Raw genomic sequence first — 26,564 nt, 5'->3', positions numbered from 1 at the left:
CGAAAGGGGCCACGCGCGCTGCGCGAAGCCCCTTTTTTCAGCCTAGGCCGCGTGGGGCGGTTCAGTTCTCGGAGGCCGCCTCGTCCCACTGGCCGAAATCCGCCAGCGGCAGCTTCTTGGGCTGCTGCGTCACCTGGGGCGCGGACAGACTATTCGCCGGCTGCGGGCTATTGGCGGCGAGCGTCGGCAACTGGCTGCTGTCGCTCTGCTGCGTGGCGACGGAGGATTGCTGCATCTGCTGCGCGGGGATTGTGGTTGCGGAGGCAACTGCGCTGCCCAGCATCGTCGCCACCACAGCCGCACCCATGAACCGCATGATAGTCATAATGGAAAACCTTTCCCAAACCGATGAATGCCACTCACTGACTGCATGTTTTGAAAGCAGCGCGAGAGGGGGTCGGCGGATAGGCCAGTCTGAACTGCCATCCTTGCCGTCGATCTCCTGATGACATAGACGGCGCGGCGGGCAGGTTTATTCCATAGGGCCAGTTTCTTTTTTTACCGGCGCGGAATGGCGCCTGAAAAGCGCCCCGGCGCCGTGCGGCAGGATTAGGACTTTTTCTCCTGCCGGATGGCGGGGTTGCCTTCCGCCTTGGCGTCCGGGTCCACCTGGCGGGCGGCGCGCAGGCCTGATTCGATCGCACCTTCCACCCATCCGGTTTTCAAGGTCGTGAAATCCCCGGCGAAATGGATGCGCCCCTCCGGCTGTAGCCATTCCTTGATCATCCAGCCGCCGCCGAGCGGCATGGCACCGAAAGACCCCTTGATCCAGGGCTGCTCGGACCAGGCGAAAGACTTGGTCATGACGATATCGCCGAGCAAAGACGGCATATCCTGCTGAAACTGTTTGACGACGACATCGGCGCGCGACTGGCGCGGATGAGCCAGAACGGCCTCGGCATTCTTGTCGTTCAGATAGAAGAAGACATTTCCGTATCCGCCGCCCTCATTGCCTGTGATGTCGATCACACGCTCCCACGGTCGGTCTCCGCCAGCCATCGGCCATCCATAGGCGCCCTGTTCCAGCCATACCGGGCTTTTGGTTTGTGCAATGACCTTGACGGTCTTGTCCCACAGCATTTTCTGAAACATCTTCAGCTTTCCGGACGACCAGCCGGGATTGACCTTGACGTCGCCCAAGACGCTGAAGGGGATCGTCGATATCACGGCGTCGCCGGAATAAGCCTTTCCGGACGCCGTGACGACGCGGATTTTGGGTCCGTTGTCGTCGATCTCCGTGACAGGCTCACCCAGAACGATATTTTCGATGCCGATCGTATTGGCCAAAGCCATGGGAAGCCGATTATTGCCGCCCTGGACACGAAACAACGCGGGACTGCCGAAATGATAGGCGAACCTGGGTGCGGCTGCCAGGGCCTGGGCCTGCACACTGAAGGTTCCCGCATGAGCACTCAGGAGTTGGCAAAACGCCTCGGACGCGCCGTGGTTGCGCAGCAGATCGCCTATCGTGACATCGTCCAGCGCTTCGAGCGCGCCCGCATCGGGCCAAGTCGCGTCAAGGACGGTATCCGTATCAAGCCCGGCCCTGAATAAATAGCGGTTGAACGACGAGGCAAGGGTGACGTTGCGCTCCTCCCGCGTCAGAGGCCAGGGCCGGTCGGCGAGGTTCCAGCCGTCCGCCGTCTTTCCGTCCACGAAATAGCGCGGCAAGCCGTCATTGAGGGCGAGAATGGGCAGCTTGAAGCGCCGGATATAACTGAGCGTATAAGGCATGTTCGACCGAAAATGGCCGCCGCCTGCCTCCGAAAACTGCCCACCCATGAGCGGCACGGACAAAAGCCGTCCGCCAATGCGGTTCTGAAATTCGATCACGGTGACTTTGTGTCCGCGCCGCAACAGCGACAGCGCGGCCGTCAGACCCGCCATGCCGGCGCCCAGCACCAGGACTTCTTTCTGTCCGGGACGGATATCGGCCTTCGCGGCCGGTACCGTCGCCGCAAGCAGCGGCGCTGCCGCCGCGACCCCGGCCAGCATGCGTCGCCTTGTCAATCGCGGCGTGTGATTTGTCTCAGCACCCGCATCGTCTTGGGGCGGGGTGTGATCGTCTGGTGCTTCGCTTGACATTCGATGCCGGACCGCAAGTTGCGCGGATGAGATGGCAGAAAGGCTCCTGCATGGGAAGCCTCGCCTCGATCAAGCGTGCGGCGGCCCGGCTAAACGGGCGTGACGAAACGCCGAATGTCTTTCAGGCCGCCAGGCGGCGGATAGGGCGCGTCATCGCCGTCATGGCAGCGGCGGCCTCACCGGCCAGGCTATGCGCCCGGGCATAGCGCAGGGCGGCCGTCTGCGCCGCGTCATAGGCCGCCGCATCCGTCAGCAGACGCCGGCAGATGCTTTCCTCGATCGGCAGAACGGCAGCCTCATACCCCGGTGCCAGACCTTCCATGGAACTCGGCGAGGCCAGAACCGGCAGGCCCGCGCGGATGGCGGACAGGATCTTCATCTTGGCGCCCGTACCCGACACCGGCGACAACGCCAGCCGCGCCCGCTTCAGGGTCGCGCCCAGATCGTCAACATAGCCCAGCAGGCTGATCGTGTTGTGGCGCGAGGCCAAGGCAATGACATCGGCATCCTCGCAAACCTGGCCGCAGACCGCGACGTGATAGCGAGACAGCCAATGGCCCTCAGCCTCGTAGAGGGCGCAAAGGCCACGGCCGTTCATCTGATAGGCGGACCCCACGAAGATGAAATCGAATTCCGTGCCGCCGACCTGCGGCACGGGCGCGGCTTGCGACGGCAAGGTCCATGACGAGATGAAATAGGTCGGCACCTCGGGCAGCATCATCTTGAAGACGGTCGTCTCGGCCGGGGAAATGGCGAACAGGCCCTGCACCGCGGCATAGGCGCCGAATTCCGCCCGCAGCTTCAGAAGCGAGGTCAACGCGAAGGGGCTGGTGCCATGCACCCTGGCGCCCTTCAGGAAATGCAGGTCATGCGTTTCGATCAGGCAGCGGGACGGGTCGACACCGTTGACCTCGCAAAGACCTTTTTGATAGTTGATGATGAAGGTGGATGTCGACTGCTGAAGCGCCTGCCATTCCGGCGTCGCGCCGCCGATCTTCAACGACAGAATCTTCTTGGCCTTGAAAGGGAACAGTCCGAGCAGCAGTTTTTTGGCGTAGCTGAGATACTTGACCGATTTCGGGCGGGATTCCGTGATGAGATCGATATTCGGCCAGCGCGCGGCGAACAGGCTTCTGCGCTCGGGCGTCCAGGAATGCTGCTGACCGCCGGAGAAGCTGTAAAGTGCCACGGATTTCGGTTCATCCGCCAGCCGATCCATCAGATCGACGACGCGCGCATGGGCACCATCCATCTCGGGCAGGATGGAACCGGGAAAGAACACGACGATGTCATAGGTCCGCTTGGTCATGCACAGACTCCCGTTTTGTCAGATTGGTCTGCGCGCGACGCAAATTCACGCTGAGACTTATGCTTCAAACTCCCGGTTCATTGCGGCGAATACTTGGACATCTTGGTATTGAGCCGGGCGCTTGACTGAAATTAGCGGCACACGAAGCCGTGAGCAATCTAACCAAATGAATGAAGACCGCAGTCAAAAGCTTCTCAAACGCATTAAGACCTGCGGCCGATCCCGAACACAAAAAAGGGGCCGCGCGGGCCCCTTTTCCGATGCAGCCCGCAGTGCGCCGGTTTCAGCTCATCCAGTTGCCGCCGTCGACATTCAGCGTCTGGCAGCAGATGTAATCCGCATCCTTGCTGGCCAGAAAGACGGCCGCGCCGGTCATGTCATCCGCATGGCCCATGCGACCATAGGGCACGGCGGCGCCGACCTGCCGCTTCTTCTCGCCCAGCGGCAGATTCTCGTATTTGGCGAAAGCCGCGTCCACCACGTCCCACATCGGGGTATCGACCACGCCCGGCGCGATGGCATTGACGTTGATGCCGTATTTGATGAGGCCGAGACCGGCGCTCTGCGTCAGGCTGATGACCGCCGCCTTGGAGGCGCAATAGGCTGCGACCAGTGCTTCACCCCGACGGCCGGCCTGGGAGGAGAAATTGACGATCTTGCCGCCCTCCCCCTGGCTGACCATCTGACGGGCCACGGCCTGAAGGGTAAACAGCAGCCCTTCGACATTGACGGCGAACTGCTTGCCGTAGCTTTCGCGCGTCACTTCCAGCACCGGCGCCATTTCGAAAATGCCGGCGCCATTGACCAGAATGTCGATCCGGCCGGCGCGTTCCACCACGGCTGCGACCATCGCGTCGATCGACGCCTGCTTGGTGACATCAAGCCCGACGCCGAAAGCGCCATGCCCGATTTCGTTCGCGACACTTTCCGCTTCCGTCCCATTGATATCGGCCACGACGACACGCGCGCCTTCGGCGGCGTAGCGTGTGGCGATCGCGCGGCCAATGCCGCGCGCCCCACCTGTAATGATGGCAACCTTGTTCTCAAGCCTCATTTAACCGCTCCGAAGGTCAGGCCACTGACCAGTTGCTTCTGGCTGATCCAGCCGAAGATAAGAATGGGCGCGATGGCAAGCACGGAGGCCGCCGAAAGCTTGGCCCAGAATAGACCTTGAGGTGCCGAGAAGCTGGCGATGAAGGCCGTCAGGGGCGCCGCGCTATGGGCCGTCAGGTTCAGGCTCCAGAAGGCCTCGTTCCAGCACAGGATGATGCCGAGCAGGCCGGTGGAGGCGATGCCGGGCATGACCAGCGGCAGCAGCACATGGACCAGCACCTGGCGCAGATTGGCTCCGTCGATGCGGCTGGCCTCGATGATGTCCTTCGGCAGGTCACGGAAGAAGGTGTAGAGCATCCAGATGGCGATCGGCAGGTTGCTCAGCATATTGATGATGATCAGCGCGGTCTTGCTGTCCAGCAGCCCGGCGTCACGGCAGAGCAGATAGATCGGCACCAGCACGCCCACGGCCGGCAGCATCTTGGTGGACAGCATCCAAAGCAGCAGGCCGCGCGTGCGATGCGTGGGGTAGAAGGCCATGGAGAAAGCCGCCGGCACGCCGATGATCAGCGACAGCAGCGTGGCGCCCACGGAAATGGCGATGCTGTTCCAGGCGAATTGCAGGTAATTCGCCTCGGCGAAAATATCGCGATAATTGATCAGCGTCGGATGGAAGATGATCAGCGGGGGCGACTGCACCGCCTGCACTTCCGTCTTGAAGCTGGCCAGCACCATCCAGGCGATGGGAAAGAACATGAGCAGGGCCACGATCCAGGCAATGGTGCCGGCGATCGGGCTGCCCTTTTTGGCGACACCGTAGCTCATACCTCAAGCCTCTTGGCGACGCTGCGCGTGAGAAACGCGGAGACGATATTGGCGAGAATGATGGCGATGACACCGGCGGCCGATGCGCCACCGACATTGAAGGCCAGCAGAGCGCGCTGATAGATCAGGAAGGTCAGGTTCGTCGTCGCATAGCCGGGACCGCCGCCCGTGGTGACGTAGATTTCCGCGAAGACGCTGAGCAGGAAGATCATCTCGATCATGATGGTGACCGAAATGGCGCGCGACATATGCGGCAGCTGAATATTGAAAAAGATGTCCAGAGCTGAAGCACCGTCCAGACGGGCTGCTTCAAGCTGCTCCTCGTCCATCGACTGCAATGCCGTGAACAGGATCAGGAAGGCATAGGGCAGCCATTCCCAGCACAGGATGGTCATCACCGAGCCCAGCGGAAAGACGCTGAACCAGGCGACCGGTTGCAGGCCGACCATGCGGAACATGGCGGCGAACAAGCCGCTGACCGGATCAAGCAGCAGGTTCTTCCAGACGAGGGCGGAAACCGTCGGCATGACAAAAAATGGAGAGATCATCAGCACGCGGGCGACGCCCTGGCCACGAAAGGGCTGGTTGAAGATCGCCGCCAGCACGGTGCCGAGGCAGATGGTAATGACGATGACGCCGACGACGATGATGACCGAGACCACCAGCGAATGCAGCAAAGCCGGGTCTTTGAGCAGGAATTCGAAATTGCGGAATCCGGCCCAGCCGTGGATCATCGGATTGAGCAGGTTATAGCGCCGGAAAGCGAAAAACAGCGTCATCGCCAGCGGCACGATCATCCAGATCAATAGCAGGATGACAGATGGGGCCAGCAAGGGCAGCGTATTGACGCCACCGCCCGGACCCTTCTTTTTCTGGCGCGGCTTGGGTGAAGCCGGCGCCCCTCCGCTCGCAGTCGTGGCACTCATGATGATCCTTTCCGGTCCGCCCCGTCAGCCTGCCCGCAGTCAGTCTGCCGTCTTATTCTGAACCGTTCGCGAGAGACGAACGGCCCGGGCGAAATAGGCCCCGGGCCGCCCTGTCTTGGTTTAGACGCAGATCACTGCGTGTAGCCGGCCTGCTCCATCGTGGAGGAGACGGAAGCCTGAGCCTGCTTCAGCGCGCTGTCGACCGTCTGCTGACCCGTCAGGGCAGCGGCCACCAGCTGGCCGACCGTCGTGCCGATCGATTCGAATTCCGGGATCGAGACATACTGGATGCCGGTATAGGGAACCGGGTTCAGCGTCGGATGATCGAGGTCAGCGGTTTCGATGGCGGTCTTGACGGCACCGGCGAAGGGCGCGGCCTTCAGATAATCAGGGTTGGAATAGGTGGAGAGGCGCGTGCCGGGCGGCAGCGTCGTCCAGCCTTCCTTCTCACCGACGAGGTTGATGTAATCCTTGGAGGTCGCCCAGGCGATGAATTCCTTCGCCGTCGCTTCCTTGGTGGAGGTGGCCGGCACGGCCAGCGCCCAGGCCCAGAACCAATGCGAGCCGTTCGGCGTCACATCGACCGGTGCCGCGGTGAAGGCGGTCTTGTCGTAAACCTGGCTGCTGTTCTTGTCATAGATCAAGCCGGCGCCCGAGGTCGCGTCGATCCACATGGCGCAATGGCCGGTGGAGAACAGCGCCTGGTTTTCATTGAAGCCGTTGGAGCTGGCGCCCGGCGGGCCGTAGTCCTTCAGCAGATGGACATAGAAGGTCAGCGCGTCGTTCCAGGGCTTCTTGTCGAGCTGGGCGTTCCAGCCCTTGTCGAACCATTCGCCGCCATAGGTGTTCAGCAGCGTGTCGAAGAAGGCCATGTTCTCGCCCCAGCCCGGCTTGCCGCGCAGGCAGATGCCGTATTGCTGCTTGGACTTGTCGGTGAGCTTGGCAGCGTATTGGTCGATCTGCGCATAGGTCGGGTTGGACGGCATGGTCAGCCCGGCCGCCTGGAACAGATCCTTGCGGTAATAGGTGAAGGAGCTTTCGGCGTAGAAGGGCAGCGCATAGAGCTTGCCGCCTTCAGTGAGCGATTGCAGCACGGACGGGAAAACGTCCTTGTAGTCATAGTCGGCGATGCCATCGAGCGGCTTCAGCCAGCCCTGCTTGCCCCAGAGCGGCGCTTCGTAGGAGCCCAGCGTCACGATATCGAACTGGCCGCCATGGGTCGCGATGTCGGTCGTCACGCGCTGGCGCAGCACGTTTTCTTCCAACACCACCCAATTGATGTGGTTGCCGGTCTTCTGCTCCCAGGTGCTGGAGAGCTTCTGCATCACAACCATCTGCGAGTTGTTGACGGTGGCGATGGTGATGGTTTCGGCGTGCGCAAGGCAGGTGCCGGATAGAAGTGCCGCTGCGAAAGCGGCAATCGCTTTTAGACGCATGTCCCGTTCCCTATGGTTTTCTTAGTCGATTCTAGACGACGCTCGTTGGATCGAGCGTATGCTCAGATCGCGGGCAGAACATCAAGACCTGACGGAACTGTCAAGATGTCTCCACACGACCGTTCACTTGTTCAGTCAGCGGTCAAAAGTGCCTGGGCCGTCGCTTCGTCGGTAATCAGCCCGTCGATCATCTGGCCGGTCATCGCCGCACGAATGGCCGCGACTTTCTGCGCACCGAACGCCGCGCCGATCCGCAAGGCCTGCGTGGACAGCGCATGTTCCCAGATGCCCACCACACGTTGATTGACAGGCCCGCCCAGCAATTTGCCCGCTGCATTGAAGGACCAGCCGCAAATCTCGCCGACCGCGCCATCCTCGATCAAATTCGCGAGCTCGAGGTCTGACACGCAACCGTCATTGTGCAGCGCACATTTCCAGTCGATGGAGCCGACGCCGACCAGAAGGCAACGCGCCTGCGGCAGCAATTCGCGCATCGTCGCGTAGGGTTGTTGCTTCTGCAACACATCACGCTCCTCCACCGTCGCCGCGATCACCGGGCAAGGCAGCGAGAAACATTGCGCACCGGAAAGCTCCGCTACACGCAAGACAGGGTCTAGGGCAATAGCGCGGCCCATGGGCAAAATACTGCCGCAAAGCGAGAAGACTTTATGCTGCGGCGCAGCAACCGGTGACAGTTCATTCGCTATAGCGCGCAAGGCTCGCCCGGTGCCTAAGCCAAGCACCACAGGCGTGCGCTGCGACAGCCATTTTTCGATGAATTGCGCGCCTGCGATGGCAATCGACCCCAGTGTCGCCGCAGTGCTCCCCATGGTCGGCACCACTTCGCAAACCGACAGTCCGTAGCGGCGGGATAGCGCATCGCCGGCTTCCATGCAGGGGCCGACTTCATGGTCGAAGCGGAACTTGATCAGCCGCTCCGACAAGGCCAATGAAATGAGGCGCTGCGCCGCCTGTCGCGATATATTGAGCTGCGACGCGACTTCATCCTGGGTGTGGCGGCCGACATAATACAGCCAGGCGGCACGCGCCGCCTGTTCCAGCCGCAGCCCCTGACGAGACCGCGTATCCACCATCGACCGATCGGGCGACTTGTCCGCCATGAACCTCCCCTGGATGTCATCGCACCCTTGGAACGAAGTAATGCTCGGATTATGGGCATTTGCCAAGGGCGTATTGGTCGATCAATCCTGATTTTCGTGGCTGCGCTGCACCATGGGCAGCCAGGGCCAGTCCCCCCGCGCCGGACGGTCCAGGCGCATGCGCGGGCGCGCGCCGAGAAAGACCGCGGCCGCGCCGGCCCTTTGCACCAGGCCGCGATCGACGAAGGGTATGCCCGCACAGCCGCCCGCCAGTGGCCGGTCCCAATAGTCCAAGGCCAGGATAATGCCGATACCGTCGCAGGCGCCTGGCGGGTTATCCGCGCGCCATAGCAGCGTCCGATAGCCGCTCGCCTGCCGTAACACGCAGCCCTGCGGCGCGCAGGCAATGCCGGAAGCAGCCGTCAGCGGCAGAACCGGGCGACCGCCAAAGAAGCGCCGCCATTCCCCCAGCGTGAAATCGTCCTTGGTCGCCGAGAGCAGATAGACGGCTTGCGGCATCCGGAAGGCGATGAGCCGGTAATCCGGCGAGACCAGGATATCCGGCGGGCGCTGCAAGGGCGGCAGCAGAAAGACCGCAAACAGCAATGGCGGCAGACCCAGCAGGCGCAGCCGCGTCTGCCACAGGCAGAGCCAAACGAGGCTGAACCCGGCCAGAACCAGCCCCCAAAGCGGCGCGGGCGGCACGGCGATGGAGGCCGCCGGCAAGCTGGCGGCCAGCCGCGCGATGTGGACAAGGAGACAGCAACCCCAGCCCATCGGCACGAAGCCGAGGGCGGCCAGATGCAGCGGCCATAGCGCCAGCCCCACCAGCCCCAAGGGCAGCACCCAGAAGGCCGTCAGCGGCACCGCCAGCATATTGGCCGGGATGGAATAGGTTTCGACCTGCCCGAAATGATAGGCGGCGAAGGGCGCGGTCGCCATGGCCGCCATCACGCTGGTGATCGCGACCAGGGTCAGATCGCGCAGCAGAAAGCCCAGAAAACCCGCCCGGTGACGCAGCAAGCCCAGCGGCGCACGGCGCAACTGCTCATACCCGGCGATGAGCACCAGAACGGCCGCGAAGCTCATCTGAAAACTGACGCCCGCCAGCGCCTGCGGTTGCAGCATCAGCAACAGGCTGGCCGCCAGCGCCAGGCTGCGGAGCGACACGGCCCGCCGGCCGGCCAGCAACCCAAGCGTGATCAGCGCCGCCATGATGAAGCTGCGGATGATGGGCAGATGCATCCCCGTCATGGCCATATAGGCGCCACCCACCGCAATGGCCGCCACGCCCGCAATCTGCTTGATGGGCAGTCGCAGAGCGATCCAGGGCCAATGCGCCAAGGCCCAGCGCAGGGTGACGAAGACCGTCGTCATGACGATGCCGATATGCAGCCCCGCGACGGCCAGGATATGGGACAGGCCGGCGGTGGCGAAGGCCTGCCGGTCCGCCAGCGGAATGGCCGAACTCAATCCCGTCAGCAATGTCGCCGCCACGCCGCCCGCCGTGCCGGGGGTCAGGCCAAGCACGCGGGCCGCGACATGCTCCCGCAATCCCTGCCACCAGAGAGACAGGCCGCCTGGCCGGGCCGGCGCCTGTCGCTGCGCGAGTCCGAGGGCGAATCCGACGCCGGCAAGTTTCTGAAAATAAGCGTCCCGCCGCTGATCCCAGCCGCCGGGAAAGCTCGGCGCGTAGGGCGGCCGCAGCAAGGCGCGAAGGCGCAGATGGTCGCCCGGCAGAATAGGCCCGATGTCATTACCGCGCAGGCGGATGCGCAAGGCCCGGTGCAGCATAGGGCCGCCATCCAGCCGCACCGCGCTGAGCAGCACGCGCCGGCCCTGCGGCAGCGGGTCAACCGCGACGACGCGGCCATCGACCAGGGTGGCATGGCGCGGCAGGTCCGGCAGCGGCGGCAGGGAATGGGTTTTGATGCTCGCGGCGGCGAAACCGAGGCTGGCAGCCACCAGGCACAGCCCTGCCGCGCGCCCAAGATGGCGGCGCCACACCAGCACGAGCGTCGCCAGGCTCAGCAGGACCGGGGGAAAAGCCACCCAGACCGGCGGCATAGCCGGCAGAGAAAAGAAAGATTGCCGGCGGCGATACAGACGGCCAGCCATGGGGAGAAGCGACCTTGTTCGGCCGATATCCATTTTTCCACAAGCGCCGAAAGCGCCGGTCGCCATCGCGTCAGAAAGGGGGCCGCCAGACCCGCGCGGACGTTTTCAGCCAAGGGCGAAATGCTTTAAGCAGCCGGCATGACCGACAAGCCCCTCATCCGCACGCGCTTCGCCCCCAGCCCCACGGGGCTGCTGCATATCGGCGGCGCCCGCACCGCCTTGTTCAATTTCCTGTTCGCCCGCCACCATGGCGGCGAATTCGTGCTGCGGATCGAGGATACCGACCGCGCACGCTCCACGCCCGAGGCGACCCAGGTGATTTTGGACGGTCTGGCCTGGCTGGGCCTGACCTCCGACGCGCCGCCGGTCTACCAGAGCAGCCGCGAGGCGCGTCACCGTGAAGTCGCCTTGCAGATGCTGGGCGAGGGCCGCGCCTATCGGTGCTATGCGACGAAGGAAGAACTGGACCAGATGCGGGCCGAGGCCACGGCCGCCGGCCGGCCGCCCCGCTACGACGGCCGCTGGCGCGACCGCGCCGCCGGCGCGGACGAGGAAGGCAAGCCCTTCGCCATTCGCCTGCGCGCCCCGCGCGACGGCGCGACCGAGGTTGACGATCTGGTGCAGGGTACCGTCCGCGTCGCCAATGCCGAGCTCGATGACATGATCATCCTGCGCAGCGACGGCACGCCGACCTATCTTCATGCCGTCGTGGTCGACGACCATGACATGGGCATTACCCATGTCATTCGCGGCGACGATCACCTGACCAATACCTTCCGCCAGATCCAGGTCTACAAGGCCATGGGCTGGGACATGCCCTTTTTCGCCCATATTCCGCTCATCCACGGCGCGGACGGGGCGAAACTCTCCAAGCGCCACGGCGCCGTCAGCGTGCTGGAATTCGAGCGCGAAGGCTTCCTGCCGGAGGCCCTGTGCAACTATCTGCTGCGCCTGGGCTGGGGTCATGGCGACGCGGAAATCCTGAGCCGCGACGAGGCCGTTGCGCTGTTCGACCTGAAGGGTGTCGGCCGGGCCGCGAGCCGCATGGATTACGCCAAGCTGACCCATCTCAACGGCGTCTGGCTGCGCCAGGCCGATGACGCGCGGCTGACGCAGGATGTGGTGCGGCGCCTGTCCGCGAATGCCGATCTGACGCTGGACGACGCCGCGAAAGCCCGTATCGAACTGCTGATGCCGGCGCTGAAGGAACGCGCCAAGACGCTGGTGGAACTGGCGAACGCCGCCGCCTTCCTGGCGCGGCCCCTGCCCTTGCCCTTCGAGCCCAAGGCGGAAGCGCATCTGACGCTGGACGCCCGCCAGATGCTGGCGGAACTGGCCCCGCTGCTGGCCGAGACCGATTTTACGACCGAAGGTGTGGATGCCGCGCTGCGGGCCTTCGCCGAAGTCTCCGGCAAGAAGCTGGGCCAGGTCGCGCAGCCGCTGCGCGCGGCGCTGACCGGATCGACCACCAGCCCGCCGATCGACGCGACGCTGGCCGCTCTCGGCCGCACCGAGGCGCTGGCCCGCATTGCCGCCGTCAGTGAAGGTTGAAGGGAGCCTGAGACCATGCGCCACCTGCTTGCCATCGAAGGCCTGTCGCCGCAGGACATCGGCGATCTTCTCAACCTCGCCGAGAGCTATGCCCTGCTCAACCGCTCGGGCAAGACGCAGCGCGACCGGCTGCGCGGGCGGACGCTGATCAACCTGTTCTTCGAGGACAGCACGCGCACGCGCACCAGTTTCGAGCTTGCCGGCAAGCGCCTGGGCGCCGACGTCATCAATATGTCCGTCTCCACCTCCAGCGTGAAAAAGGGCGAGACGCTGCTGGATACCGCGTCCACGCTGAACGCCATGCAATGCGACCTGCTGGTGGTGCGGCATGACCAGTCCGGCGCGCCGAACCTGCTGGCGCAGAAGGTGGAAGCCGCCGTCATCAATGCCGGCGACGGCATGCACGAACATCCGACCCAGGCCCTGCTGGATGCGCTGACCATCCGCCGCCATCGCGGCCGGCTGGACGGGCTGACGGTGGCCATTTGCGGTGACGTGGCCCATTCCCGCGTTGCGCGGTCCAATATCCATCTGCTCAACGCCATGGGCGCCACCGTTCGCGTGGTGGGACCGACGACGCTGATGCCGAACAGCATCGCCGAACTCGGCGTCACCGTTTATCACGACATGCCGGCTGGACTGGCGGACGCGGACGTGGTCATGATGTTACGATTGCAGAAAGAACGCATGACCCGCAACCTTCTTCCCAGCAGCCGCGAATATTTTCGCTTCTTCGGTCTTGATGCGCAGAAGCTGGCTTTTGCGAAGCCGGACGCGCTCGTCATGCATCCGGGGCCGATGAACCGGGGCGTCGAAATTGACAGCGCAGTCGCCGATGACCCGACGCATAGCGTGATCAGCGAACAGGTGGAAATGGGGGTCGCCGTGCGCATGGCGGTGCTGGATATGCTGTCCCGGCCGGCCGCCTCTCCTCTCGGAGGGCGCCACTGATGAACGGCATCGTGACCACCAGCCTGCGCGATACCGTGATTGCCGGGGCGCGGGTGATAGACCCGGCCAGCGGCCATGACGCCGTCGCCGATGTGCTGATCCAGAACGGCCGCATCGCCGATATCGGCCTCGGCCAGGGTCATCCCGAAGGTGCTGAACGCGTCGATGCGATGGACGCCGTGCTGGCGCCCGGCCTGCTCGACATGCGGGTGGAACTGGGCGAGCCCGGACGCGAGGATCGCGAGACCATTAAATCCGTCTGCCGGGCGGCGGCGGCGGGCGGCATTACCAGCCTCTGCGCCCTGCCCGATTCGGTGCCGGCGACCGACGACCCGGCCCTGGTCCGCGCCCTGATCGCGCGCGGCGAGGATACCGGCAGCCTGTCCATCCTGCCCTATGGCGCCGTCACGCGCGGCTGCCTGGGCGAGCAGATGGCCGAGATGGGACTGATGAAGGAGGCCGGTGCCGTCGCCTTCACCGATGGCGCGCGCGCCATTGGACCCGCCCGGCTGATGCGCCTCGTGCTGGCCTATACACGCGGTTTCGGCGGCATCGTGGTGCAGCACCCGGAAGACCCGAGCCTGGCCGAAGGCGGCGCGGCGACCTTGGGCGAACTGGCGACCCGCCTGGGCCTGCCCGGCATTCCCGCCGCGGCGGAGGCCATTCAGGTAGCGCGCGATATCGCGCTGGCCCGCATCACAGGCGGGCGGCTGCATTTCGCCCATGTGTCGACCGGCGAAGCGCTGGATCTGATCCGCGCGGCGAAGGCCGAAGGACTGGCGGTAACCTGCGATACGGCGCCGCCCTATTTCGACCTCAACGAAATCGCCATCGGCAATTTCCGCACCTATGCCAAGCTGTCGCCGCCGCTGCGCACCGAAGCCGACCGCGAAGCCGTGGTCGCGGCGCTGGCCGACGGCACCATCGACGCCGTGGCGTCAGACCATCAGCCCCGCGACGCCGATGACAAGCGCCTGCCCTTCGCGCTGGCCTCGGCCGGCGGCGCCGGCATCGCGACTCTGCTGCCGATCACGCTGGCGCAGTTCCATAGCGGCCATATCAGCCTGCCGCGCGCCATCGAGCTAATGACGGCCGGCCCTGCCCGCGTGCTGGACGTCTCCGCCGGACGCATCGCCAAGGGCGATGCCGCCGACCTCTGCCTGTTCAACCCGGACCGGGTCTGGAAGATCGAAGCCGGCAAACTGCCGGGCAAGGCGCAGAACACGCCGTTCGACGGCCGCGCCGTCGAGGGCCGGGTGGTCGGCACCTGGAAAGCGGGCAAGCGGGTTTTCGGATGAACAACGCAACCAGTCACCACGAGAGCTATGGCTCAGAGGCGATTGGGGATATTCGGGGTCACATAGAACACACCGGAGATGACCGGGGGCACGGTCAGACTATAGGATATCCAGTAGCGTTCCTCGATGATCCATCTCCGGCCCTGTCGCTTCAAGGATGGGTAAGGTCGCGGCGCAAGCAATCCGGCATGCGGGGCAGACACGATCCGATGGCTGGCTTTTTCAAGCGCATTCAAAAGATTGCGTGCGGCCTCTATCCGTCCTCTCGCCTCGAAATGCGCAATCAGGCTATCGACCTGCGCCTCGGCCTCCGGACTAAGGGCAATCAAGCTTTCCGGGCAGGCGTGACGGCAGCTTTATTCGCCTGCATCCGCTCGATACTGGCGCGAATCCTGTTAAGCACAGGTTCCAGCGGCACAGTTTCTCCAGCCGCGATCTGGGCCTCGCTACGCGCGAGCGAGTCTGCCATCCAGGATGGCAGCAGGGTGTTTGGCACATCGTCCATGTCGAATAGCTTAATCCTTAGCCGGGGCCATTGCCAGTGATACCCATTCTTCCCATCATCCTGGGCTATCTGCTCGGCAGCATTCCTTTCGGTCTGATCATCACGCGGTTGGGCGGCGCGGGCGATATCCGCCAGATCGGCTCGGGCAATATTGGCGCCACCAATGTGCTGCGCACCGGCCGCAAGGGTCTGGCGGCGGCGACGCTGCTGCTGGACGGGCTGAAGGGCGCGGCCGCCGTGCTGCTGGCCGCTAATTGGCCGCTGATGGCGCAGTTCCCGCATGCCGGGCTGTGGGCCGGCCTCTTTGCCGTCATCGGCCATCTGTTCCCGGTCTGGCTGCGCTTTCGCGGCGGCAAGGGCGTGGCTACCGGCCTGGGCGTGGCGCTGGCCGCCTGCTGGCCGCAGGGCGTGCTGATGTGCCTGATCTGGCTGGTCGGCGCGAAGGTCACCAAAATCTCCTCCGCCTCGGCGCTGGCGGCCTTCGTCGCCGCGCCCTTCCTGGCCTGGATCTTTGCCGGCCCCGGCCATGCGCTTCTGGCGCTGCTGGTGACGCTGCTGGTGCTGGCGAAGCATCACGCCAATATCCGCCGCCTGATGGCGGGCACCGAGCCCCGAATCGGCGCCGCATGACGCAGGCACCCTCCGCCCTTGTCGACCGCATCCGGTTGGCACGGACGGAGGGTGTCGGCCCCATCGGCTATGCCCGGCTCATGGACCGGTTCGGCAGCGCCGCTGGCGTGCTGGAAGCCCTGCCGACTCTGGCCAAAACCGCCGGGCGCAGCCGCCTGTCGATCCCCAGCCGTGGGGCCATTGAGGATGAGATCGCGGCGACCGTCAGGCGCGGCGGCCAGTTCCTGACGCTGGGCGATGCCGCCTACCCCCCGCTGCTGGCCCTGCTGGCCGATGCCCCGCCGGTTCTGGTGGTGCTGGGCGATATCCGCCATCTGTCGCGCCGAGCGGTGGGCATGGTCGGCGGGCGCAATGCCTCCCTCAACGGCCAGCATATCGCCGCGAGCTTGGCGGCCGATCTGGCGGGCCAGGGCCTGACCATCGTCTCGGGCATGGCGCGCGGCATCGATGCGGCGGCCCATGAGGCTGCCCTCAGCGCGGCCGGCGGGCTGACGATCGCCGCCGTCGCGACCGGCATCGACCGCCCCTACCCGCCCCAGCACGAAGACCTGCAACGCCGCATCGCGACCCAGGGCGCGGTGGTGACAGAAGCGCCGCTGGGCACCGAACCGCAGGCGCGGCATTTTCCGCGCCGCAACCGCATCATCGCCGGGCTGTCGCTCGGCGTCATCGTGGTCGAGGCCGCCCGCCAGTCGGGCAGCCTGATCACCGCGCGGCTGGCGCTGGAAGCCGGCCGCGACGTTTTCGCCGTGCCCCGCTCGCCGTTGGACCCGCGTTCGCAAGGCAGCAATGATTTGATCCGACGCGGTGCGATATTGACCGAAACGGCCGAGGATGTGGTGGGCCTATTGCCCCCAGGGGCTGATGATTTCTTCTTTCACCAACGGCAGAGCGGCACGACTGATGCCTTAGAAGAGTCGCCTCCCCCGCCACCGGCCGAGGCCAATAAAATCCGCGCGGCGGTGCTCGCCGTGCTGGGTCCCGCTCCGACATCGGTTGACGATCTGCTCCGACACTGCCAGTTCACGAATAGAGCCGCTCTAGTGGCCACCCTGCTGGACCTGGAACTCGGCGGCTTCGTCGAATCCCTGCCTGGCAACCGGGTGGCTCTGATCGCAAATCAGGGCGGATGAGCGCCTAGTTCAGGATGAGCATGTCGGACGTCGTCGTCGTCGAATCCCCCGCCAAAGCCAAGACGATCAATAAGTATCTCGGCGATGGCTATACGGTTCTTGCCAGTTTCGGCCATGTGCGGGATCTCCCGCCCAAGGACGGGTCCGTGCGCCCGGACCAGGACTTCGCCATGGACTGGGAGTCGGACGAGCGCGGCAGCCGCCAGGTCTCGGCCATCGCCAAATCGATCAAAAAAGGTACGACCCTTTATCTGGCGACCGATCCGGATCGCGAGGGCGAGGCCATTTCCTGGCATGTCCGCGCCATGCTGGAGGATCGCAACGCGCTGAAGGGTGTCACCGTCCATCGGGTGACCTTCAACGAAATCACCCGCAATGCGGTGACCGCAGCCATGGCCGCCCCGCGTGAGCTGGACCAGCCGCTGATCGAGGCCTATCTGGCCCGCCGCGCGCTGGACTATCTGGTGGGCTTCACGCTGTCCCCCGTCCTGTGGCGCAAGCTGCCCGGCAGCCGCAGCGCCGGCCGCGTGCAATCCGTCGCCCTTCGTCTGGTCTGCGAGCGCGAGGCCGAGATCGAGGCCTTCCGGGCGCGGGAATACTGGACGATCGAGGCGCTGCTCTCGACCCCGGCCGGCGCGCCCTTCACCGCCCGCCTGACGCATCTGGACGGCCTCAAGCTGGAACAGTTCGACCTGAACAACGCAGCGACGGCGGAAGCCGCCCGCAGCCGCGTTCAATCCGGCGCCTTTGCCGTCAGCACCATCGAGCGCAAGCGGGTGCGGCGCAATCCGATGCCGCCATTCACGACCTCCACCTTGCAGCAGGAGGCGAGCCGCAAGCTCGGCTACGGCGCGCAGCAGACCATGCGCATCGCCCAGCAGCTGTATGAGGGTGCGGATGTCGGCGGCGAGACGGTCGGCCTGATCACCTATATGCGAACTGACGGCGTGCAGATTGCCCGTGAGGCGATCCACGCCATTCGCGACCATGTCGGACAGGCCTTCGGCAAGGATTACCTGCCCGGCGCGCCGCGCGAATACAGCACCAAGGCGAAGAACGCCCAGGAAGCGCATGAGGCCATCCGCCCGACCGATGTGCAGCGCCGCCCGGAAGACGTCGTCCGCTATCTCAGCCACGATCAGGCACGGCTGTATGAGCTGATCTGGAAGCGCGCCGTCGCCTCCCAGATGGCGCAGGCCGAATTCGACCAGGTCGTGGTCGATATGAAGGACGGCGCGCGCAATGTGCTGCGCGCCAATGGCTCGCTGCTGGCCTTCGACGGCTTCCTGAAACTGTATCGCGAGGATCGCGACGATCAGGCGGATGAGGACGACGAAAGCCGCGTGCTGCCGCCGATGACCGAGGGCGACCCGCTGGGCCAGCGGGAAATCAAGGCGAGCCAGCATTTCACGCAGCCGCCGCCGCGCTATACCGAAGCCTCCCTGGTTAAGAAGATGGAAGAACTCGGCATCGGCCGGCCTTCCACCTATGCCTCCACCCTCTCCGTTCTGCGCGACCGCAATTACGTGCGGCTGGACGCGAAGCGGCTGGTGCCGGAAGATCGCGGACGGCTGGTGACGGCCTTCCTCTCGAGCTTCTTCAACCGCTATGTCGATTACAGTTTCACGGCCAATCTTGAAGAGAAGCTGGACGAGATTTCGGACGGCCGCGCCGATTGGCGGGCGGTGATGCGCGCCTTCTGGCACGACTTCTCCGAGGCTGTGGATCAGACCAAAGACCTCAAGATCACCGATGTCATCAATGCACTGGATGACGATCTGGGCCGCCACTTCTTCCCGCCCAAGGACGACGGCAGCGATCCGCGCGTCTGCCCCGCCTGCGGCACCGGCCGCCTGGGCCTGAAGCTTGGCCGCCACGGCAGTTTCATCGGCTGCTCCAACTACCCGACCTGCCAGTATACGCGGCGTCTGGCCGTGAATGCGGGCGAGGAAGGCGAGGAGACGCTGAAGGAAGGCATGCGCCTGCTCGGCCAAGACCCTGAGACGAAGGAAGACGTGTCCGTGCGGCGCGGCCCCTACGGCCTTTATGTCCAGCTCGGCGAACCACCGCCGCCCTCGACCGACAAGAAGGCGAAGAAAGAAAAGCCCAAGCGCATGTCCCTGCCGCGCGGCATGGACGGCGAGACCATCACGCTGGACCAGGCGCTGGGTCTGCTGACCCTGCCGCGCCTGATCGGCCTGCACCCGGAAACGGGCGAGCCGATGGAGGCCGCGATCGGCCGCTTCGGCCCCTATATCAAAATGGGCGCGGTCTATGCCTCGCTCGACAAGGATGACGACGTGCTGGCGGTCGGCGCCAATCGCGCGGTCGATCTGCTGGCCAAAAAGCTGGCCTCGGTGCGCAGCCTGGGCGCGCATCCCAAGGACGGCGAAGGCATTGTGGTCAAGAAAGGCCGTTTCGGCCCCTATGCCCAGCACGGCAAGATCGTCGCGACTTTGCCGCGCACTGTCTCGATGGACGATATCACGCTGGACGAGGCCGTGACGCTGCTGGCCGAAAAGGGCAAGGAGCTGAAGCCCAAGGCTGGCATGAAGGGCAAGACCGCCGCACGCGGCAAGGCCAAGCCCGCCGCAAAGGCGACCAAGACCGCGAGCGCTGAGGCCAAGCCGAAGGCCGAACCGAAGAAAGCCGCCGCGCCGAAGAAAGCGGCTGCGGCAAAGAAGCCTGCTGCCAAAAAACCGGCTTCGCGCAAGCCGGCGCGCAGCGAAGCCGCCGATTGACGGCGGACGCATTGACGAAGACCGCCCGCAAAAAGCCGAAAGCCGCCCGTCAGACGACAGGGACTGAGACCGCGCCTCAGTCCCGTCCCTTTCCGAGCCGCGAGCAATTGCGCGAATTCATTGCCGAGAGCACGGGCCGCGTCGGCAAGCGCGAGATTGCGCGCGCGTTCGGCCTGGGCCCGGAACACAAGCTGGCGCTGCGCGATGTGCTGCGCGACATGGCCCATAAGGGCGAGGCCGCGCCCGCCGGCCATCGCCGCTTCGCCTCCCCCAGTGGCGCATCGTCCAATGCCCCCGGCCCGGCTGCGCCGGAGCCGCAGGCCGGCCGCCTGAGCCGGCGGCATAATACGGCCGTGCCGGAAGCGATCATCGTCGAGATCACCGGCATCGATACCGAGGGCGATGCCATCGGCCGCCCCGTCGACTGGCGCGGCGACGGCCCGGTGCCGACCATCTTCATGCAGCCGGAAGCGCGCGGCCAGGCCGCACTCGCCCCCGGCCATCGCGTGCTGGCGCGCATCCGCCCCATCGGCAATGCCTATGGCGCGCGTAAATACGAGGGCCGCACGCTCAAGCGGATCGAAGGCTCCGCCGGGCGCGTCATCGGCATTTTCCGCCGGCGCGGCGGGCTAATGCGGATAGAACCGACCGACCGCCGCGTAAAGGCCGAATGGATCGTGCCGGCGGGCGAGGATGGCGGCGCCCAGGACGGTGAGATTGTACGCGGCGAGCCGCTGCCCATGGGCGGTCTGGGCCTGAAACCGGCCCGCGTGACGGAACGGCTGGGTGACGCCAGCGGTGCCAAGGCCGTCAGCCTGCTCGTCATCGCGACGCTGAATATTCCGGATAGCTTCACCGCCGAGGTGATGGCCGAGGCTGAGCATGCGCGCGGCGTCAGCCCCGACGGGCGCGAGGATCTGCGGCAGATTCCGCTGATTACCATCGACGGCGCGGATGCGCGGGATTTCGACGATGCCGTGTTTGCCGAGCCCGACGGTGACGGTTTCCGCCTCATCGTCGCCATCGCCGATGTCTCCCATTACGTGACGCCGGGCAGCGCGCTGGATCGCTCGGCCCGCGAGCGCGGCAATTCCGTCTATTTTCCGGATCGCGTCGTGCCGATGCTGCCCGAGGCTTTGTCCAACGGCTGGTGCAGCCTGCGCCCGAACGAGGACCGCGCCTGCCTTTTCGCGGAAATGCGCATCGGGCCGGACGGCCGCAAGCGCGCGCACCGCTTCGGCCGCGGCCTCATGCGCTCGGCCGCGCGCATGACCTATGAAGAGGTGCAGGAGACGCGCAATACCGGGCGCGAGACGCCGGCCTTTTCGCTCGATCATCTCTATGGCGCTTATGAATTGCTGCTGGGCGAGCGCCAGCGGCGCGGCACGCTGGACCTTGACGTGCCGGAATGGAAAGTGTCGCTCGACACGGAAGGCCGCGTTTCCGATGTCAGCCGCCGCCAGCGCCTGGACAGCCACCGGCTGATCGAGGAATTCATGGTGCTCGCCAATATCGCGGCGGCCGAAGAACTGGAGCGGCTGAAACGCCCCTGCGTGTATCGCTGCCATGCCAAGCCGTCAGACATTAAACTCGACGGGCTTCGTACCTATCTGCACGGCATGAGCATCAGCCTGCCGGCCGGCGACCAGATTCACCCGCGCGATCTCGACTCCGTCCTCAGCCAGGTGGCCGGGACCGAGGAAGCGCCGCTCGTCAACGACGCCGTGCTGCGCAGCCAGTCCCAGGCCGAATATACGATCGAGAATATCGGCCATTTCGGTCTGGCATTGACGCGCTACGCGCATTTCACCAGCCCCATCCGGCGCTATGCCGATCTGATCGTCCATCGCTCCCTTATCGCCGGGCTGGGCCTGGGCAGCGACGGGCTGCGGCCGGACGACGCGCAGAAGCTGGTGGATACCTGCGAGCATATCACCGGCACCGAGCGCCGCGCCGCCCAGGCCGAACGCGATGCCGTGGATCGCTATATGGCGGCCTTCATGGCCGACAAGGTCGGCTGCATATTTGATGCGCGGATTTCCGGTGTGACGCGCTTCGGCCTTTTCGTTACGTTGATCGATACCGGCGCTTCCGGAATGATTCCGCTGAGTGCCCTGCCCGATGATTTCTGGATGCACGACGAAGCGACGCAAAGTTTGAACGGCAAGCGCAGTCGGGTGGTCTTCCATCTGGCGCAGACCGTCTCCGTCAGGCTGGCCGAGGCGAAGCCCGTGACCGGCGGCCTGCTGTTCCAGATGATGATGCCCGGCCGCGACAGCCGGCCGACCGCGCCGCCGGCCGGTGGCAAGCCGACGCCCGGCAAGCGGCCGCCCAGACCCGCAGTCAAAGGGAAGCATCCGCGGGACGGCGCCAAAAAAGCCCGCACCAGGCGGACGTGAGGCGCCAAGCCTTTCTCATCGTGCTGCTGTTTTCCCTGCCCTTCCGGGCGGAGGCGCAGAGCAACTGGAACCAGAACCTGGCCGGCAGCGTTTATACCGCCGCCTTCGGCTTCATGGGTCCGCGCACGTTGGAGCCGATTCCTCTCGCCAATCTGACGCTATGGGGGCTGCGCGGCCTGACCGCGCTTGACCCGTCCATCGCGCCGTCGCTGACGCCGCATGCGATCGACCTGAATGATCGCGGTGCCGTGGTGCTGAACCTGCCGCTGCCGAAGCCGGATGACACCGCCGGCTGGGCGTCGCTCGCCGCCCAGATCTGCGGCAAGGCGGCGGCCCTGTCCCCCGCCGTGGCGCAGGCCGGCACCAGCGGCATCATCACCAGCTTCTTCGACGAATTGTTCAATCATCTTGACCCCTATTCCCGCTATATCGCGCCGGATGACGGCGGCGGCCCGCCGCCCATGGCCGACCCTGGTTTCGATATCGCCCTGACCCGCCATCATGCGGCGATTGTGGGCGCCATCGACCCGGACGGACCGGCCGCCGCTGCCGGGCTGAACGCCGGCGACCGTATTCTGGCGATCGACGGCATCTCGACCTATCGCCAGGAGCTCTACAAGCTGAACGCGGCGCTGGCGGGGGCCGCCGGATCTGAAGTGACGCTGCGGGTTGCGGCGCGGCGCGCGCGTCCGCATGATTTATCCATCATCCGCGCGCCGGTGACACCGGTAACCGTCAGCTCCGGCATCGCCGGCCCCAATCTGCTGGTCCGCATTAGCGAATTCGACACCGGCACGGCTGCCGCCTTCCGCCAGCAGGTGGTGACGGGCCTGGCCGCCCATCCCGAGGTGCAAGGCCTGATCATCGATCTGCGCGGCGACCGGGGCGGCTTGCTGGAACAGGCGATCGGCGTCGCCAATAGCCTGATCAATACCGGCACCATTGCCCGCGCGGCCGGGCGCGACCCGGAATCGGACCAGCAATGGCAGGCCGATGCCGGCGATATCGCCCATGGGCTGGCCGTCGCTGTGCTGGTGGACGGCCGCACCGCGAGTGCGGCCGAAGTGCTGTCGGCCGCGCTGGCCGATAATCGCCGCGCCGTCGTCATCGGCAGTGCCACTTTCGGCAAGGGGCTGGTGCAGGCCGCGACAAACCTGCCGGACGGTGGCCATCTGCTTGTGACCTGGGCGCGGCTGCTGGCCCCGCTCGGCTGGCCGCTACAGGGCCTGGGCGTGATGCCGCAGATTTGCACCAGCGGGTCCGCCGACGCCGTGGAAAGCCAGTTGCAGGCGCTGACGGCCGGGCAGCAGCCGATGGCGGCGACCTTGCAGGCCGAGCGCGCCGCGCGGCCCGGCATGAATCTGGACCAGATTCTGCAACTGCGCGAAGCCTGCCCGGCGGCTTTGGGGTCCTCCCTCGATCTACAGGCGGCGCAGTTTCTGCTCTCGACCCCGCCCGCCTATCAGACGGCGCTGATCACCGCCGGCGGCTGAGGGTTTTGGTCCTTACGGACTTAATCTGCACCGGCCGGATAAGGCGCGGAACGCGCTAAACCAGCACGACCACGCGCTGGGAGGGCTGAGCGAAATCCAGCACCGGCCCGGCCGGCACGACGCCGGTTGGGTTGATCATGTCATGGCTCTGATAATAATGGCCCTTGATGTGCTGGAAATTGACCGTCTCGGCCACACCCGGCGTCTGATACAGCGCGCGCGTATAGTCCCACAGATTGGGATAATCGACGATGCGGCGCAGATTGCATTTGAAATGGCCGACATAGACCGGGTCGAACCGCACAAGCGTGGTGAACAGCCGCCAATCGGCTTCCGTCACCTGATCCCCGCAGAGGAAGGCGCGGGTGGATAGCCTGTCCTCCAGCCAGTCCAGCGTCTCGAACAACGGGAAGACCGCTTCCTCATAGGCTTCCTGGCTGGTGGCGAAGCCGGCCTTGTAGACCCCGTTATTGACGCGGTCATAGATGCGGGCGTTGAGCGCGTCGATCTCGGGCCTGAGCGCCTCCGGGTAATAGTCCCCTGCCCGCGCGCCCTGCCCGTCGAAAGCGCTGTTGAACATGCGGATGATCTCCGCGCTTTCGTTATTGACGATGGTGCTGGTCTGCTTGTCCCACAGCACCGGCACGGTGACGCGGCCGGAATACTGTCCGTCCGCGCGGGTATAGATATCGAACATGGTGGCGGCGTCATGCGGGTCGGCCACCACGCCGGGGCCGGGATCGAAGGTCCAGCCGCGCTCGCGCATGACCCAGTTGACGGTGGAGACCGGGAGGAAGCGCTCCAGCCCCTTGAGCGCGCGGAAGATGAGGGTGCGATGCGCCCAGGGACAGGCGAGCGAGACATAGAGGTGATAGCGCCCGGCCTCGGCCTTGAACCCGCCCTGCCCGCTGGGGCCAGGCGCGCCGTCCGGCGTGATCCAGCTGCGGAACTGGGCGGCGCTGCGCTGGAAGCGCCCGCCGCTGGATTTGGTGTCATACCAGCCGGTGTTCCAGACGCCGTTTTCGGCAAAGCCCATGACCCTGTTCCTTCTCCGCGCCTGGGCTGGGGACAGCCGTAGCGACGCCGATGGCGATGCGCCTGCAGGCGGCAAAAATCAAGGATTTCAGAGGGAAATGGTGCCGGCAGTGGGAATTGAACCTACGACCTACTGATTACGAATCAGTTGCTCTACCCCTGAGCTATGCCGGCGCTGGGGGTGATCTATCGCTATCCGGCGCGGGACGCAATACCCTGGTTTTGGGGGAGCGGTGTGCCGGAAATGCCGGGCCGTCGGTGGCATGGGCGCCGGAGAGCGGTCAGCGGCCTCTCCCTCTTCAGCCCAAGCAGCAGCCTGCGCCGAACGGCGTAAAACAGGCTTTTGCAGCGGAAATGGCAACGGGTTGCCCAAGCAGGTGCTTCATAACCCTCAACCTGCCTGCGCGCCGGAAGTCATATCAACCATGAACCGACCCATATCGTTATGATTTTCATTTCGAATTTTTTTCTCGAAACGATATTGGACCATTGCCAGCCGTTTAGACAAAAGTTATTAAATGTTAACTAATCACGGCATCGCGGTCGTTATCGGTGTTGTTGCCCCTTAATTTCCGGACAGTGCGACCTCACCGGTTGAATTTGCATTGAGAGCGATGAACTCCCGAGGGGATCGATAGCCAAGTGCGCGGTGTGGATGCAAGGCATTGTAATGCTCGAACCAGGCGGGGAGCGATTGGATAACGGTGGCGGCGTCCGGTTTCGGATTGAAGGCCACATAGTCACGCTTGAAGGTTCGCACGAAGGCTTCCGCCATGCCGTTGGATTGCGGGCTCTCAATCGGCGTCCGTAAAGGAAGGAAGCCAATCTCACGCGCAAAGCGACATGTGTCGGCTGCCGTGTAGCACGCGCCGTTGTCGGTCAGCCATTCAATAGTCTTGGGCAACCGGTTGAGACGGCCGAAGCGCTGCTCGACCGCCGTTACCATCAGATCGCGGATATCGTCGCCTTTGATGCCCGCCGTTGTCGCGACATGGCTCATGGCCTCTCGGTCGCAGCAGTCGAGAGCAAAAGCGACACGAACACGTTCCGCATTGTCGCAGGCGATCTCAAAACCATCGGAGCACCAGCGGAGATTGGATTGCCCGACCGCGACCCGGCCATCATGCTGACGTTCAGCCCCGCCCCCTGCGTGTTTCTGCAGGAGAAGGCCGTGCTTCTTCATGATCCGATAGACACGTTTGCGGTTCGCAGGCGCGTCACCCTGGGCTTCAGACCGACGGCGCAGCACGGCCCATACCCGCGGATAGCCGTAGGACGGCATCTCGGCGATCACAGCCATGATCTCGCTCAGCAGCGGCTCTTCGGACAGAACTGGGCGCCCACGGCGCTTGGAAGGGCCCTTCGTAACGCGGAGCGCGATATTCGACCGCGCCACCCCGAGCGTCTCGCAGACGGCCGTCATCGGGAACTGTCTCGTGGCAGCGACAGTAGCCGCAACGGCCGTTTTTTTGAGTCGGTCGCGACCTCAAGCGCCTCTTTCAAGATCTCGGTTTCCAGGGTCTTTTTGCCCAAAAGACGCTGGAGCTCGCGGATCATATCCTGCTGTGCTCGGAAAGCAGATGCCGGGACAACCTCTTCCTCGGCTTGCGTCGCGGCCAGTGCCCCTTGTTCGGCCAGGCGTCGCCATGTGAAGAGCTGGTTCGGTGAAACACCGCGCCGACGTGCGACAAGGCTGACCGTGGCGCCAGCCTCACGGGTCTCGTCGACCATCGCCAACTTCTCTACCACGGACCAACGCCGTCGGCGTTCCGGTCCAGGCAAAACCTCGGCTCGAGGATAAGAACCACTCATAGAACCGACCATATAACCAACCCTTAGCTAAGGGTGAGTCACGTCCGGCGATTTAGGGGGCAGCTCCAATCGGCATGGCCGGTGATCTGGTGCTGATGCTGAATCTACCTAACCTACACTTCGATTTAAAATCGAATGTTGTCATTATTTTATTGCTTTCTCAT

At 64.7% G+C, this 26,564-nt stretch carries 21 protein-coding genes and 1 tRNA gene; 8 read left to right on the top strand and 14 right to left on the bottom strand.

Features of this window, described 5'->3' with window-relative positions; all coding sequences use genetic code 11:
* Nucleotides 1–61: 61 nt before the first annotated feature.
* From ASILVAE211_RS10735 to ASILVAE211_RS10695, 9 genes are all read right to left on the bottom strand, one after another.
* Entirely contained in the window at nt 62–325 is a 264-nt protein-coding gene (locus ASILVAE211_RS10735; RefSeq protein WP_227321315.1) for a hypothetical protein, read from the bottom strand.
* A gap of 224 nt (nt 326–549) precedes the next feature.
* Nucleotides 550–1,995 (bottom strand): flavin monoamine oxidase family protein, encoded by a 1,446-nt coding sequence (locus ASILVAE211_RS10730; protein ID WP_227321314.1) that lies wholly within the window; start codon nt 1,993–1,995, stop codon nt 550–552.
* A gap of 211 nt (nt 1,996–2,206) precedes the next feature.
* Nucleotides 2,207–3,394: a glycosyltransferase gene (locus ASILVAE211_RS10725; protein WP_227321313.1), complete on the bottom strand. Its 1,188-nt coding sequence runs from the start codon at nt 3,392–3,394 to the stop codon at nt 2,207–2,209.
* A gap of 283 nt (nt 3,395–3,677) precedes the next feature.
* Nucleotides 3,678–4,448, bottom strand: a complete 771-nt coding sequence (locus ASILVAE211_RS10720) for an L-iditol 2-dehydrogenase (RefSeq protein ID WP_227321312.1) — start codon at nt 4,446–4,448, stop codon at nt 3,678–3,680.
* Nucleotides 4,445–5,272, bottom strand: coding sequence for a carbohydrate ABC transporter permease (locus tag ASILVAE211_RS10715; RefSeq protein WP_227321311.1), 828 nt, complete (start codon nt 5,270–5,272; stop codon nt 4,445–4,447). Before ASILVAE211_RS10715 ends, ASILVAE211_RS10720 begins: the two co-directional genes overlap by 4 nt.
* Nucleotides 5,269–6,198, bottom strand: coding sequence for a carbohydrate ABC transporter permease (locus ASILVAE211_RS10710; RefSeq protein ID WP_227321310.1), 930 nt, complete (start codon nt 6,196–6,198; stop codon nt 5,269–5,271). Before ASILVAE211_RS10710 ends, ASILVAE211_RS10715 begins: the two co-directional genes overlap by 4 nt.
* Nucleotides 6,199–6,329: 131 nt before the next feature.
* The gene (locus ASILVAE211_RS10705) at nt 6,330–7,634 is read right to left on the bottom strand and encodes an ABC transporter substrate-binding protein (RefSeq protein WP_227321309.1); all 1,305 of its coding nucleotides are present in this window, start codon (nt 7,632–7,634) and stop codon (nt 6,330–6,332) included.
* A 131-nt stretch (nt 7,635–7,765) separates the two neighbouring features.
* Nucleotides 7,766–8,755: a sugar-binding transcriptional regulator gene (locus ASILVAE211_RS10700; protein WP_227321308.1), complete on the bottom strand. Its 990-nt coding sequence runs from the start codon at nt 8,753–8,755 to the stop codon at nt 7,766–7,768.
* 81 nt (nt 8,756–8,836) lie between these two features.
* Nucleotides 8,837–10,852: a ComEC/Rec2 family competence protein gene (locus ASILVAE211_RS10695; RefSeq protein WP_227321307.1), complete on the bottom strand. Its 2,016-nt coding sequence runs from the start codon at nt 10,850–10,852 to the stop codon at nt 8,837–8,839.
* Nucleotides 10,853–10,990: 138 nt separating this feature from the next.
* Here ASILVAE211_RS10695 and gltX point away from each other — a divergent pair, with 138 nt between their 5' ends.
* From gltX to ASILVAE211_RS10680, 3 genes are read left to right on the top strand one after another with little or no spacing between them, the layout of a single operon-like run.
* Nucleotides 10,991–12,403 (top strand): glutamate--tRNA ligase, encoded by a 1,413-nt coding sequence (gltX, locus tag ASILVAE211_RS10690; RefSeq protein ID WP_227321306.1) that lies wholly within the window; start codon nt 10,991–10,993, stop codon nt 12,401–12,403.
* Nucleotides 12,404–12,418: 15 nt separating this feature from the next.
* Nucleotides 12,419–13,354, top strand: coding sequence for an aspartate carbamoyltransferase catalytic subunit (locus ASILVAE211_RS10685; RefSeq protein WP_227321305.1), 936 nt, complete (start codon nt 12,419–12,421; stop codon nt 13,352–13,354).
* 23 nt (nt 13,355–13,377) lie between these two features.
* The gene (locus ASILVAE211_RS10680; protein WP_406566054.1) at nt 13,378–14,652 is read left to right on the top strand and encodes a dihydroorotase; all 1,275 of its coding nucleotides are present in this window, start codon (nt 13,378–13,380) and stop codon (nt 14,650–14,652) included.
* Between the two features lie 32 nt (nt 14,653–14,684).
* Here the strand turns inward: ASILVAE211_RS10680 and ASILVAE211_RS10675 are convergent, their stop codons facing one another.
* Entirely contained in the window at nt 14,685–14,981 is a 297-nt protein-coding gene (locus ASILVAE211_RS10675; protein WP_227321303.1) for a type II toxin-antitoxin system RelE/ParE family toxin, read from the bottom strand.
* Entirely contained in the window at nt 14,978–15,157 is a 180-nt protein-coding gene (locus ASILVAE211_RS10670) for a hypothetical protein (protein WP_227321302.1), read from the bottom strand. The genes ASILVAE211_RS10675 and ASILVAE211_RS10670 overlap by 4 nt, the downstream gene beginning before the upstream one ends.
* Before the next feature lie 36 nt (nt 15,158–15,193).
* Between ASILVAE211_RS10670 and plsY the strand changes: the two genes are divergently transcribed.
* From plsY to ASILVAE211_RS10645, 5 genes are read left to right on the top strand one after another with little or no spacing between them, the layout of a single operon-like run.
* Nucleotides 15,194–15,787: a glycerol-3-phosphate 1-O-acyltransferase PlsY gene (gene plsY / locus ASILVAE211_RS10665; RefSeq protein ID WP_227321301.1), complete on the top strand. Its 594-nt coding sequence runs from the start codon at nt 15,194–15,196 to the stop codon at nt 15,785–15,787.
* On the top strand, nt 15,784–16,920 hold the full coding sequence (dprA, locus tag ASILVAE211_RS10660) for a DNA-processing protein DprA (protein ID WP_227321300.1): 1,137 nt from the start codon (nt 15,784–15,786) through the stop codon (nt 16,918–16,920). The genes plsY and dprA overlap by 4 nt, the downstream gene beginning before the upstream one ends.
* A 20-nt stretch (nt 16,921–16,940) precedes the next feature.
* A complete protein-coding gene (gene topA, locus ASILVAE211_RS10655; RefSeq protein WP_227321299.1) occupies nt 16,941–19,661 on the top strand; it encodes a type I DNA topoisomerase in 2,721 nt (906 codons plus the stop codon).
* Between the two features lie 11 nt (nt 19,662–19,672).
* Complete coding sequence (gene rnr / locus ASILVAE211_RS10650; protein ID WP_264478822.1) at nt 19,673–22,060, top strand: ribonuclease R; 2,388 nt, start codon at nt 19,673–19,675, stop codon at nt 22,058–22,060.
* Nucleotides 22,057–23,553: a S41 family peptidase gene (locus tag ASILVAE211_RS10645; protein ID WP_227321298.1), complete on the top strand. Its 1,497-nt coding sequence runs from the start codon at nt 22,057–22,059 to the stop codon at nt 23,551–23,553. Before rnr ends, ASILVAE211_RS10645 begins: the two co-directional genes overlap by 4 nt.
* Before the next feature lie 55 nt (nt 23,554–23,608).
* Here ASILVAE211_RS10645 and ASILVAE211_RS10640 read toward each other — a convergent pair whose 3' ends face one another.
* The 3 genes from ASILVAE211_RS10640 to ASILVAE211_RS10630 all read right to left on the bottom strand — a co-directional run bounded on the left by ASILVAE211_RS10640 (nt 23,609) and on the right by ASILVAE211_RS10630 (nt 26,400).
* Nucleotides 23,609–24,589, bottom strand: a complete 981-nt coding sequence (locus tag ASILVAE211_RS10640) for a glutathione S-transferase family protein (RefSeq protein WP_227321297.1) — start codon at nt 24,587–24,589, stop codon at nt 23,609–23,611.
* Between the two features lie 98 nt (nt 24,590–24,687).
* Nucleotides 24,688–24,762 (bottom strand) — tRNA-Thr (locus tag ASILVAE211_RS10635).
* A 391-nt stretch (nt 24,763–25,153) separates the two neighbouring features.
* A protein-coding gene (locus ASILVAE211_RS10630; RefSeq protein WP_227321296.1) for an IS3 family transposase occupies nt 25,154–26,400 on the bottom strand; the annotation gives its coding sequence in 2 pieces (ribosomal slippage) (nt 25,154–26,061 and nt 26,061–26,400; 1,248 coding nt in all).
* Nucleotides 26,401–26,564: the final 164 nt, after the last annotated feature.

This window comes from Acidisoma silvae, assembly GCF_020618775.1.
GTDB classification, from domain to species: domain Bacteria; phylum Pseudomonadota; class Alphaproteobacteria; order Acetobacterales; family Acetobacteraceae; genus Acidisoma; species Acidisoma silvae.
This window is presented reverse-complemented; position numbering and strand designations above follow the sequence as displayed.

Coding starts and splice junctions, on each gene's coding strand:
- ASILVAE211_RS10735 (WP_227321315.1), bottom strand. CDS start 325: ATGACTATCATGCGGTTCATGGGTGCGGCTGTGGTGGCGACGATGCTG.
- ASILVAE211_RS10730 (WP_227321314.1), bottom strand. CDS start 1,995: ATGCTGGCCGGGGTCGCGGCGGCAGCGCCGCTGCTTGCGGCGACGGTA.
- ASILVAE211_RS10725 (WP_227321313.1), bottom strand. CDS start 3,394: ATGACCAAGCGGACCTATGACATCGTCGTGTTCTTTCCCGGTTCCATC.
- ASILVAE211_RS10720 (WP_227321312.1), bottom strand. CDS start 4,448: ATGAGGCTTGAGAACAAGGTTGCCATCATTACAGGTGGGGCGCGCGGC.
- ASILVAE211_RS10715 (WP_227321311.1), bottom strand. CDS start 5,272: ATGAGCTACGGTGTCGCCAAAAAGGGCAGCCCGATCGCCGGCACCATT.
- ASILVAE211_RS10710 (WP_227321310.1), bottom strand. CDS start 6,198: ATGAGTGCCACGACTGCGAGCGGAGGGGCGCCGGCTTCACCCAAGCCG.
- ASILVAE211_RS10705 (WP_227321309.1), bottom strand. CDS start 7,634: ATGCGTCTAAAAGCGATTGCCGCTTTCGCAGCGGCACTTCTATCCGGC.
- ASILVAE211_RS10700 (WP_227321308.1), bottom strand. CDS start 8,755: ATGGCGGACAAGTCGCCCGATCGGTCGATGGTGGATACGCGGTCTCGT.
- ASILVAE211_RS10695 (WP_227321307.1), bottom strand. CDS start 10,852: ATGGCTGGCCGTCTGTATCGCCGCCGGCAATCTTTCTTTTCTCTGCCG.
- gltX (WP_227321306.1), top strand. CDS start 10,991: ATGACCGACAAGCCCCTCATCCGCACGCGCTTCGCCCCCAGCCCCACG.
- ASILVAE211_RS10685 (WP_227321305.1), top strand. CDS start 12,419: ATGCGCCACCTGCTTGCCATCGAAGGCCTGTCGCCGCAGGACATCGGC.
- ASILVAE211_RS10670 (WP_227321302.1), bottom strand. CDS start 15,157: ATGGACGATGTGCCAAACACCCTGCTGCCATCCTGGATGGCAGACTCG.
- dprA (WP_227321300.1), top strand. CDS start 15,784: ATGACGCAGGCACCCTCCGCCCTTGTCGACCGCATCCGGTTGGCACGG.
- topA (WP_227321299.1), top strand. CDS start 16,941: ATGTCGGACGTCGTCGTCGTCGAATCCCCCGCCAAAGCCAAGACGATC.
- ASILVAE211_RS10640 (WP_227321297.1), bottom strand. CDS start 24,589: ATGGGCTTTGCCGAAAACGGCGTCTGGAACACCGGCTGGTATGACACC.